General features: G+C 75.0%; 9 protein-coding genes. 1 reads left to right on the forward strand and 8 read right to left on the reverse strand.

Features of this window, described 5'->3' with window-relative positions:
• Window positions 1-184 precede the first annotated feature (184 nt).
• Complete coding sequence (locus IEY93_RS31880; RefSeq protein ID WP_189166879.1) at window positions 185-1,174, reverse strand: metallophosphoesterase; 990 nt, start codon at window positions 1,172-1,174, stop codon at window positions 185-187.
• Window positions 1,175-1,415: 241 nt separating this feature from the next.
• Between IEY93_RS31880 and IEY93_RS31885 the strand changes: the two genes are divergently transcribed.
• Window positions 1,416-2,339 (forward strand): D-alanyl-D-alanine carboxypeptidase family protein, encoded by a 924-nt coding sequence (locus IEY93_RS31885; RefSeq protein WP_229691653.1) that lies wholly within the window; start codon window positions 1,416-1,418, stop codon window positions 2,337-2,339.
• A gap of 25 nt (window positions 2,340-2,364) precedes the next feature.
• Here the strand turns inward: IEY93_RS31885 and IEY93_RS31890 are convergent, their stop codons facing one another.
• The 7 genes from IEY93_RS31890 to IEY93_RS31920 all read right to left on the reverse strand — a co-directional run bounded on the left by IEY93_RS31890 (window position 2,365) and on the right by IEY93_RS31920 (window position 10,325).
• The gene (locus IEY93_RS31890; protein ID WP_189166880.1) at window positions 2,365-2,907 is read right to left on the reverse strand and encodes an RNA 2'-phosphotransferase; all 543 of its coding nucleotides are present in this window, start codon (window positions 2,905-2,907) and stop codon (window positions 2,365-2,367) included.
• Window positions 2,908-2,992: 85 nt separating this feature from the next.
• Window positions 2,993-4,288, reverse strand: a complete 1,296-nt coding sequence (locus IEY93_RS31895) for an MFS transporter (RefSeq protein ID WP_203969028.1) — start codon at window positions 4,286-4,288, stop codon at window positions 2,993-2,995.
• Between the two features lie 216 nt (window positions 4,289-4,504).
• Window positions 4,505-5,758: a DUF6114 domain-containing protein gene (locus IEY93_RS31900; RefSeq protein ID WP_189166881.1), complete on the reverse strand. Its 1,254-nt coding sequence runs from the start codon at window positions 5,756-5,758 to the stop codon at window positions 4,505-4,507.
• 124 nt (window positions 5,759-5,882) lie between these two features.
• Complete coding sequence (locus tag IEY93_RS31905) at window positions 5,883-6,503, reverse strand: DUF6230 family protein (protein WP_189166882.1); 621 nt, start codon at window positions 6,501-6,503, stop codon at window positions 5,883-5,885.
• 74 nt (window positions 6,504-6,577) lie between these two features.
• Complete coding sequence (locus IEY93_RS31910; RefSeq protein WP_189166913.1) at window positions 6,578-7,504, reverse strand: alpha/beta fold hydrolase; 927 nt, start codon at window positions 7,502-7,504, stop codon at window positions 6,578-6,580.
• A 5-nt stretch (window positions 7,505-7,509) separates the two neighbouring features.
• The gene (locus tag IEY93_RS31915) at window positions 7,510-8,505 is read right to left on the reverse strand and encodes an NAD-dependent epimerase/dehydratase family protein (protein WP_189166883.1); all 996 of its coding nucleotides are present in this window, start codon (window positions 8,503-8,505) and stop codon (window positions 7,510-7,512) included.
• The gene (locus IEY93_RS31920) at window positions 8,502-10,325 is read right to left on the reverse strand and encodes a fatty acid CoA ligase family protein (protein ID WP_189166884.1); all 1,824 of its coding nucleotides are present in this window, start codon (window positions 10,323-10,325) and stop codon (window positions 8,502-8,504) included. Before IEY93_RS31920 ends, IEY93_RS31915 begins: the two co-directional genes overlap by 4 nt.
• Window positions 10,326-10,414: the final 89 nt, after the last annotated feature.

The following is a 10,414-nucleotide window of genomic DNA, read 5'->3' on the forward strand; positions in this document are numbered from 1 at the left end:
GAGAGTGCTCACTCACCGACGGCTACCAGGCACCGAGTCTGCCCAATCAGGCAACCCGGTAACTCCCATTAGGAGGCTCCTCGCGGATGCCGGGACCGGAACACCTGGTCGGCCCGCCTGAGACGCCGCCCCCGGCGACCGCCCCTTCCGGGACCGTCCGCCGGGGGCGGTGGAACGGATGTGGTCAGGAGGCCGGAACCGTCCGCGGTTCCCAGGAGAACACCTGCGGGGTGGACGGGTCGACCTTGACGCGCAGCCACTCGCTCGCGGTGGCGCCGAAGGTCTCCAGGCGGGTGAGGTTCGGCACGCCCGCATAGCCGGGCTCGACCTCGTACTTGTGCTCGTCACCGTGCACCAGTAGCACCGGCTTGCCGAACGCCCTGGCGTGGTCGGCGACGCGGGCGCGGATCTCGGTGAAGCCCAGGCCGTCGACCGGCTCGGCCTGCATGAGGAGCAGCACGCCGGGGGCGTGGGTCTGGCGCGCGGTGGCGAAGGCCTCGTCGATCCACGCCAGTGCCGCGGCCTTGCGCGCCTCGTACTCGGCCTGCCGCTCGGCCGGACGGTCGCCGCCCGGCAGCTGCGACCACGGCGCCAGGTCGTTGTCGCTGCCGACGACGTGCACCGTGGCGAACACGACCCGCTCACGGCGGAAGATCACGTTCTCGCGGTAGTCCCGGTAGCGCCGGTCGGACGCCTGCGTCCGCACGACCATCGGGTGGCGGCCCAGGGTGCGGCCGGGCTGCGGGTAGAAGACCTTGCGCAGGGCCTGCAGGCGCTCGGTGGGCAGGTAGCCGCCGGCGGCCGTGCGGTGGCAGTCGGTCCAGTCGTTGTCGCCCGGGGTGAGCACGAACGGGTCGGCGAAGGTGCCGAACAGGCCGGCCAGGTCGGCGAACCGGGCGTCGTCGCAGGTGGAGGAGCCGTCCTTGATGTCACCGGCGTGCATCACGAAGCTGACGTCCCGGTCGTCGTTGACCGCCTTGACCAGGGCGGGGAACGTCTGCCGCTGGGCGTCGCCGTAGGGGGTGTCGCCGAGCAGGGCGAAGCCGAGCGAGTGGCGTCCGTGGGAACCGGCGGGAGCCGGGGTGGCGGCGGAGGCGTCGGCCGCGGCGAGCGCGCCGTGGCCGGTGGCCAGAGCCGCGAGGAGTACGGCGGTCGCCAGTGCTGTTTTGCGCATGGGGAATTCTGATCAGAGCAAGACGACCGGGACGCGACGTCCGGGCGTCACCGCGGCGACCTGGCGGTTGCCGTTGACGGATCATGCCAGGTCTCCCACCCACACGCGTGTCCGTCCGGCGGCCACGGCCGGCGCACCATCCGTCCGCCCGGTCCCGCAAACCCCAGCACCGGCAAAGACCTGCACCCACTTCGACAAAGGCCTATAAAACCACCCATAACACCATGGCAGCCTGGAGGTCGTGCGCAATCGCAACCTCCTCGCCGGCCTGTGCGTCACCGTGTCCGCCCTGGTCACCGGGGTCGTCTCGCCGGCCTCCGCCCAGCCCGCCGCCGCGCCGGCCCTCTCCCGGCAGGCCACCGCCTGGACTGGAGGGATCTCCGCTCACGGCCACGCCGCCCGTCGCGCGCCGGATGTGTACGGGCGGGCCACCTACCTGCTGGACGCCTCGACCGGCACGGCACTGCTGGACGACAACGGGGCCGAGCGCATGCCGATCGCCAGCCTGACCAAGGTGATGACCGCCTACGTCGTACTGCGGGAGGCCAGGACGACCGACCAGGTCACGATCACCGCCGCGGACGTCGGCCACGCCGACGACAACGGCGGCACCAGCGCCGACCTGCGACCGGGCGAGCGCCTCACCGTCGGCCAGCTGCTGTACGGCGTGATGCTCCCCTCCGGGGCCGACGCCGCGCACGCCCTGGCCCGCGTCTACGGGCCCGGCGTGGACGGGTTCGTCGGCAAGATGAACGCCGCCGCGAAGGATCTCGGCCTGCGGGACACGCGGTACGTCAACGCCGACGGCCTGCCGATGCCCGGCGGCGACGGATACTCCACCGCCCGCGACCAGGCACGCCTGGCCGCGGCGGCGCTGCGGGACCCGGCGTTCGAGAAGATCACCTCCACGGAGACCTACTCGGTCGGCGAGACCGGCGACCACCGCGCGCATACCTGGACCAACAGCAACCACCTGCTCGGCGACCCGGGCGTGATCGGCGTGAAGACCGGCTTCACCAACGCCGCCGGCTTCTGCCTGACCTTCGCCGCCGACCGGGAGGGCCACCGGCTGATCGGCGTGATCCTCGGCGAGGACGTCTCCAGCCGCCGCTTCTCCACCGCCGAGTCGCTCCTGGACTGGGGCGCGCGAGCCACCGGCTCCTGACCGGCGCCCGCGCGGGCAGGGACGGTCAGCCCGGAAAGCGCAGGAACCCCGGCGGGACGTGGTCGGCCAGCCACACGCCGTTCGCGCTGACCCGGAACGTGTGCCCGGCGGCGCGCATCGCGGCGGCGTCCACGACCAGCACGACCGGCGTGCCGCGACGGGCGCCCACCCGTGTCGCCGTCTCCCGGTCGCCGGACAGGTGGACATGGTGGCGGCTCATCGGCCGCAGCCCCTGCTCACGGATCGGCGCCAGGTGGCGGGACACGGTGCCGTGGTACAGGACCGCGGGCGGCTCGGCGGCCGGCAGGCCCAGCTCGACCGGTACGCTGTGCCCCTGGTTGGCGCGCACCCGCCCGTTCTCCAGCGTGTACCGCTGCTTCCCGTCGTGTGCGACCACCAGCTCCAGCTCGCGTGGCGTGATCCGGAAGCCGTGGGCGGCGGCCGCCGCGAGAAGCGCGTCCACCTCGGCCCAGCCGCACTCGTCCAGGGTCAGCCCGATGCGCGCGGGCTCGTGCCGCAGATGCCGTGCCAGGTACTTGGATACCCGGACTCTCCGTCGTTCGTCCATCACGGGCAAGTCTTCCTCGCCCCGCCCTCGCCGGTCGAGCCGTTTTCCCGTTTCCCGGCCACCGGAGCCGGTGGCGGTCCTCCGGTCAGGAGACCCGGGAAGCGGCCACCTCGGGCAGGACGATCTCGGCGGGACGCGGCCTGAGGCGTTCGAGAACCGCTGCCGCCGACCGCACGCCGGCGAGACGGGCGAACGCGGCGGCGGCCAGCACCGTGGCCATGACCGTCGCCAGGCCGGCGAGCTGGAGGGTGGTGCGAGGGCCCAGCGTGTCGCTCATCAGACCGAGCAGCGGGCCGCCGACCGCCCCCGAGGCCGCGGAGACCACGCCGAGCACCGCGATGACCCGGCCGCGCATGTGGTCGGGGCTGCCGAGCTGTGCCCGCGCGGCGACGGCGGTGTCGAGGACGACGGCGCCGGCGGCGATCGGCAGCATCAGGGCGGCGAAGGAGGTGAGGCCGGGCATCAGGCCACTGGCCATCTGGGTGACGCTCGCCAGCATCGCCGCCCCGAGCAGCAGGCGCACGCTCAGCCTGTTCCGGGACGCCACCGCCACCCCGCCGAGCACGGTGCCGACGGCGAAGACCGTGGACAACAGGCCGTACCCGGAAGCCCCCGACCCCAGCGGCCCCGCGCTCATCGCGGCCATGGTCACCTGGTAGTTACGGCCGAGACCGCCGAGGACGAAGGCGAGCGCGAGCAGCACCAGCAGCCAGGGGGTGCGCATGACGTACCGGACGCCCTCGCGCACGCCGAGGTCGGTGGATCGCCCGGCCCGCGCAAGGACGTGCAGCTCGCCGCGGCGCATGCGGAGCACGGCGGCGATCACGGCCAGGAAGCTCACGGCGTTGACCACGAACAGGCCCGTCGTCCCGGTCAGCGGCAGCAGCGCGCCGGCGAGGCTCATGCCGAGGATGCGAGCCGCGGAGCTGATGACCGAGCCGAGCGCCATGGCGTTGGGCAGGTCCTCCGGCGGCACGACCTCCGCGCCGAACCGGCCGAGCGCGGGACCGGTGATCGCGCCGACCAGGCCGGAGGCGGCCATGATGCCGTAGACGGCCGCCATCGGCGGGAGCCCGCCCATCGTGATCAGCGCGAGGCTCGCGGCGAGGGCGGCCTGGGCGACCTGCGCGGCGAGCACGACCGGCCGGGAGGGCAGCCGGTCGGCGAGGGATCCGCCCCACAGGCCGAGCAGCAGCGTCGGCAGCGCCTGCAGGACGAGGCTGATCCCGACACTGGCCGCCGACCCGGTGACCGTGAGGATCAACCAGTTGACGCCGAGGACCTGAGCCCACGTGCCGGACACGGAGACGAAGTCCGCGACCGCCCAGAGCCGGTAGTTGCGATGGCGCAAGGAGCGCAGCACCGCTACGGGCAAAGCCACCGTCTCGTCCTTCCATGCGCGGGATTCACGCAGGGACGAACACGGCGCTGAACTGCCACGATTCCGATATGTAAGCGTATGTGCCAATAGTCACATTAAAAGGAGGTTTATCCACAGGTATCCACCTCGGCCAGCGGGACGCGCCACGGAGCTCCTCAGCCGCGTACACCGTCCCGCGCGCCGGACCGCCGTGCACCGCCGAGGCCCACCAGCCGCTCACCGGGAGCGGCGGCCGCTCCCGGGTCGCGCGGTCTGCGCGAATCCGGCGATGCGCGCCACCGCGGCTTCGGCGACGGGATGGTCGGCGGTGAGGCCGGTGACGGCCAGGTGCGGGGGCAGCAACAGCGGCGGGCGCTCGGGGGTGAAGGTGATCTCCAGGCCGCCGATGCGCGCCCGCAGCCGGGTCACGTGCAGCACGACACCGCCGGACATCGTCATGACGGGCAGGGCCTGCCGGAGCGTGACGCCCGGCAGATGTGACCACTGCTCACCTGCGGCGATCCGCAGCGACTCCATCGACAGCCGCAGATAGCGCCGCGGACCGTCCGCGGTGGGCCGGTAGGCGACCCCGTCGAAGCGAGCTCCGCGCATGATGAAGGTGCCGGCGCTGAGTCCGGACTCCGCGGCGGCCGGTGGGACCGCGCCGGCCGGCGGCGCGCCCGGTCGCTGGAGCGGCAGACGATGTCCCTGCCCGCCCGGCGGGACGCTTTCCGGCCTGGCCGGGAGGATCGTGGCCCCGGACGTCGTCAGGACGAGCGCCAGCGGCAGCGCGGTGACGGCCGGCAACCGCCCGTACGCGCCGGGCCGGTGCCCGCCGTCCGCTCCGGGCGTCGCCGCTCCGCCGCGGCCCGGCATGGGTCGGGCGTACCCGCCGGCTGTGGGAGCGCCATCGGTCGCGGCGCGAGAAGAAGCGCACGCTTCGCCGGCCGAGCCCCGTGGCGGCCGTGAGCCGATCGGGGATGGGGCGTCCCCGGGGAGCCAGGCCAGCAGGAGGGCGGCGCCGACCAGGCCGAGGAGCATGCCCACCCCGAACCCGCCGAAGTCGGACGTGACGAAGGACGCCAGCGCCAGCAGCATGGCCACGACGCCGAGGAGATGGCGTTGCGCGGGCTGCAGCCAGCTCAGCGGGCCGGTGGCCAGGAGCGCCAGGCCGGTCAGGTAGCCCGAGACGCCGGCGACGCCCTGGTGGGCGATGAGATGCAGCGGGGCGAGGGGCGCGGCCAGGATCGTGACCCCGCCGAGAAGCAGCCAGAGGCCGCCCCAGAACGGCCGGCCACGGCGCCACCGCCGGAACGCGGCCAGCGAGGCGCCCGTGCCGCGCGCCCGTCCAGCACCAGGCCCGGCGGGAGAACCGCGCCGCGCGCCGGCCTTGCCCCGCCAAGCCCGTGCCCTGCGCCCGGCGCGTCCGGCGTGCGGGCGGCGCCGGGCTCGCCGTTCGGCCGATGGGGTGCGTTCCGCGCGTCCCGGCATGTCTTCGGGTGGGGGAACATTCTGCACGCCAGCGGTGGCGTGCGCCGGCGCTCGCCGCGGGACCCGGTCGTCTCGGCCGGTGCGGGACGCGTGCCGCGCATCGTCGGGGAGGCCGGGCATCGGGTCAGAAGCACTCATGGTCGCCGCGCCGGACGCTCAGATCGAGGCCGGCGAGGGTGAACGTGCCGGCGTTGACCGCGTAGGCGGTCTGCCGCAGATGCCTGACGCGCACGGTGGCGGCCTGCTGGCCGAAGGCGCCGCGCCCGCCGGTGGCACCTGTGGCGTTCTCCAGGGTGCCGGCGTCGCGCCCGATCTGGATGCCGGTGAACTCGGCGTCGCCGGAGAGCTGCCGCAGGTCGATCACCAGGTGCTCCGCCCTGACCGGCCGCTCACCGCGCCCCGCCCTGATCAGGAAGGTGACCTGGCCGGCCGGGGTGTCCATCAGCACCGACTGGCACAAATTCACCAGCGTCGCGGCGTCGATCACCGAGATCGCGACCGGACGCCGGACGCCGCCGGCCGTCACGGCCACGTCGCCGTACTGGGCGAACCCCTGGCCGCGCAGCTCGTCGGCGGACACCTTGAAGCGGTGCCCGGAGACGGCGAAGGAGGCGGCGATGCTCCCCCGTCCGGTCAGGGCGACCAGGAGCGCGGCGGCCGCGAGGGCCGGCAGCAGGATGAGGGCGAATCTCGGCCAGGACGTGCCGCCCGGCGCGGGCGGCATGGCCGTCGTGTCGTCTGACATGGGTCTTCTCTTCTCCGGAGCCCGAGCCGCGGGGGCGGCCGGGCAGAGCCGGGCCGTCTGGGGGGTGTGCCGCGTCAGCCGCCGGCGCCTTCGGGGGCGGGCGAGCGCAGGAAGGAGCCGATGGCCGGGACGAGCCGCTCGTGCGCGTCCTCCAGCAGGTAGTGGCCGGCGCGGGGCAGCGGGAGGAACCGGGCGCCGGGAAAGCGCCGCCGCCACTCGTCGAGGACCGCCCGGTCGAGCACCGGATCACGCAGACCCCAGGCGATCAGCATCGGCCGGTCGGCGAACTGCGCCAGCGACGCGCCCGTCGCCTGGAGGAGAGGCCAGGACGGGTCGCCGGGGCGCAGCGGGATGTCCTGGACGAACCGCTGGATGGCCAGGCGGTGCTCCGGCCGGTCGTACGGGGCCAGGAACGCCGAACGCACCCCGGCGGGCATCCGGCGCCACACCCCCAGCGGCCGCCGGGTGGCGCCGCGGGCGAAGGCGTTGTGGCGCAGGAACAGCCGGGCGCCGAGGCGGGTGTCGCGCAGCACCCGGAAGGGCAGCCGCAGCAGGGGGCGCACCCGCTCGCCGCGAGGATTGGGGAAGGCCGCGGTGTTCAGCACGACCAGGCGGGCGACGCGGCGCGGGTGGCGGCACGCCCAGGCCATGCCGATCGGGCCGCCCCAGTCGTGCAGCACCAGAGTCCAGCCGCTTCGCGGAGCGCCGCGGACCTCGATGAGATGACCGATCAGCGCATCGAGGTCGTCGACCCGGGAGGCCAGGGTGTGCTCGTAGCGGTCGGCGCCGGGTTTGTCGGACAGGCCCATGCCGATGTGGTCGGGGGCGACGCAGCGGAACTCCTCGCGCAGCGCGGCGATCGGGCGCCGCCACAGGTAGCTCCACGACGGGTTGCCGTGCAGGAACAGCACGGGCGGCCCCGTCCCCTCGTCCAGGTAGTGCTGGCGCAGTCCGGATGCGTGGCGGAACCAGCGGCCGGTGAAGGGATAGCCGGGGTACATCGTGATCACCGCCAGGTGTCTTCGGGGTGGGCGATCAGGTGGGCGGTCAGCCGGGCCATGCCCTCGGGGAGGCTGACGGCCGGCCGGTAGCCGAGGTCACGGCGCGCCGCGGAGATGTCGAACCAGTGCGCGGTCGAGGCCTGGCTCACCACGAGCCTGGTGAGCGGGGGCACGTACCGTCCGCCGAACAGCCGGCCGAGATGCTCCAGCAGCCGGGCCGCCGTCCAGGCCGGCCGGACGGGCAGGCGCCGGGTCACCGGGGGCAGCCCGGCCGCGGCCAGCAGGGCGTTGACCCACTGGCCGAAACCGACGGGCTCGCCCTGGGCGACGAAGTACGCGCGCCCGGTCAGGGGCGAGCCGGGACCCAGACGGTCCAGGGCCAGCAGGTGGGCGTCGGCGGCGTTGTCGATGTAGACGGTGTCGATGGTCTTGTCGGCGGGGCCGAGCAGCCACAGCCGGCGGCGGTGCGCGGCCAGGCGGGGCAGGAAGTGCGGGTCTCCGGGCCCCCAGATCAGGTGCGGGCGCAGCACGACCACCGGCACCCGGCCGGCGGCGGCCAGCACCAGCCGTTCCGCCGTGGCCTTGGTGCGCGGGTAGGCCGCCAGGTGGCGGCGCGCGTAGGGTGCCGACTCGTCCACTCCCTCCAGGTCGCGCCCGTCGTGCACGACACTCGGCGAGGAGGTGTGGACCAGGCGCGCCCCGGTGCGGGCGCAGGCGTCCAGTACGTTGCGGGTGCCGCCCACGTTGATCTCTTCGAAGTCGCGGTCGCGGCCCTGCACGCCGGCCTTGGCGGCACAGTGCACCACCGCCTCGCACGACCCGGCCGCCACGCGCACCGCGGCCGGGTCGCGTATGTCGGCCAGGTGCTGGGTGACCCCGAGGGCGTCGAGGGCGGGATTGCGGTGACGCTGCAGGGCGTGGACGGTGTCGCCGCGGGCGGCCAGCCGCCGGCAGACGGCCAGCCCCAGGAAGCCGCCACCCCCGGTCACCAGGACCCTCACCACCGCCCTCCCTTGACCCGCCGGGCGGCCCAGGTGGCGAGGAGGTTCCGGCGGATCTTGCTGTTGTGCCGGGCGTCGACCGGGAACCCGCGGTGGAACAGCACCTCGCCGATGCCGGCGGTGTGCGGGTGCCGGGCGGCCAGCCGCAGGATGCCGGCCTCGGCGCGGGCGCGTCCCCGCCGGGACGTCCCGGGCTCGCACTCCACGATCAGGACAGGACACCGGGCGCCGTCCGGGCCGACTCCGACCAGGGCGGTGCGGCGGACCCCGGGCACGGTGGCGAACACCGGCTCGACCTGGTCGGGGTACAGGTCGCCTCCGGCGGTGCGCACCCGTTCCGATTTGCGCCCGGCGCACCACAGCCGTCCCCGTTCGTCGAACCGGCCGAGATCACCCATGCGGTGCCAGACCACGTCACCGTCGTGGATGCGGGCCGACGCCGACGCCTCGGGGTCGTCCAGATAGGGGTCGGCGACGGCCGGCGAGGCCACGACGATCTCCCCGACGGTGCCGGTCGGGACGGCCAGGTCCGCGCTCCATCGCTCGATCGGCTCATCGCTCGTGGCGATGACCGACACTCTCGTCCCCGGCAGCGGCAGGCCCAGGCAGGTGCCCGCCCCGGCCGCGGTGGCCGCCGCGGTCGCGGCCAGCTCGCGGCCGTCGATCGCCGCCACGGGCATGCATTCGGTCGCACCGTAGACCGACAGCACCCGGGCGTCGGGGCGCAGGCACCTGCGCACCCGGTCGAGCACCGGCATCGGCAGCGGCGCACCGGCCACCACCACGTCGTCGAGCGTGTCCAGCACCAGGCCGCGGGCCGTGCAGTGGCGCGCGAGGCGGTCCAGCAGCGCGGGGGCGGCGAACATGCCGGCCACCCGGTGACGCCGGATATCGGCGGCCAGCGCGGCGGGGTCGGCCCGTGCCGGGTGCCGGGGGTCGATGTCGGGGAGCACCACGGTGGCGCCGAACGCCGCGGCGGCCAGGGCGAACGGCACGAACGTCGACAGCACGACGGCCCCCGGCTCGACCGTGCCCAGCGCGCCCAATAGCTCGAGTTGCGCGGCCAGGTGGCGGTGGCGCAGCGGCACGCCCTTCGGCGGGCCGGTCGCCCCGGAGGTGAAGGCGATCAACGCCAGGTCGCCGGGCCCGGGAGGCGGCCAGGGCGGTGGGGTGCCGGTCGTCCGGCGGGACGTGGCGCCGCGCCCGTCCCGCGGCCAGGGCCCGGAGACCGTGATCGTCACGCGGACGCTCCGCCGGCACCAGCCCAGGAGCCTGCGGGCGGCGTGCGCGGCGGGGATCGCGATGAAGGCCTCCGGGGCGGCCCGGCCGAGGCAGCGTCCGATCTCGGTGAGCGGCAGCCCGGGATCGACCAGCACCGGGACGGCGCGAAGCTTCAGCAGCGCGAGGGCCAGGGCGCCGAGCTCGGGCCCCGGCGGCACCAGCAGCGCGGCGCGCATCCCCGGCCGCAGGCCCGCCTGTGCGAGGGCCGCCATCGCGCGGTCCACCAGCCGCGCCATCTGCGCGTACGTGGTCGCCGCGGGGGCGCGGCCACCGGTCCGGCAGGCGATCGTGGCCGGCTGTTCGCGGGCCCAGCGTTCGGCCCGGACGATCAGCTCGCTCACCGGCCCGGCCGCCACCCCGTCCCCCGCTCCCACGGCCGCGGCGCCCGCCTCAGAGCTCCGGCCGGCTTCGGCGCCCGCACTCGGGCCGCGGCCGGCCGTGGGCGCGGCGCCGGCCACCCGGCCGGTCGTCGCGACGGCCTCGGGCCCGGCCATCGAGGTCGTTCCCGTGCCGGCCTCGGCGTCCGCTGCTGGGTTCACGACCGGAGCAGGGGGCGCCTCGTGGGGGCGTACCGCCCGCCCTTCGCCCGGCCGTGGCGGGCCGGCCGGGGTGCTCTCGGAGGTCACGG

Origin of the sequence: Sphaerisporangium melleum, assembly GCF_014646695.1 — a bacterium.
GTDB classification, from domain to species: domain Bacteria; phylum Actinomycetota; class Actinomycetes; order Streptosporangiales; family Streptosporangiaceae; genus Sphaerisporangium; species Sphaerisporangium melleum.

What these genes read in the sequence shown, in the direction of transcription:
- IEY93_RS31880 (WP_189166879.1), bottom strand. Translation starts at nt 1,174, where the DNA reads ATGCGCAAAACAGCACTGGCGACCGCCGTACTCCTCGCGGCTCTGGCC.
- IEY93_RS31890 (WP_189166880.1), bottom strand. Translation starts at nt 2,907, where the DNA reads ATGGACGAACGACGGAGAGTCCGGGTATCCAAGTACCTGGCACGGCAT.
- IEY93_RS31900 (WP_189166881.1), bottom strand. Translation starts at nt 5,758, where the DNA reads ATGCCGGGACGCGCGGAACGCACCCCATCGGCCGAACGGCGAGCCCGG.
- IEY93_RS31905 (WP_189166882.1), bottom strand. Translation starts at nt 6,503, where the DNA reads ATGTCAGACGACACGACGGCCATGCCGCCCGCGCCGGGCGGCACGTCC.
- IEY93_RS31910 (WP_189166913.1), bottom strand. Translation starts at nt 7,504, where the DNA reads ATGTACCCCGGCTATCCCTTCACCGGCCGCTGGTTCCGCCACGCATCC.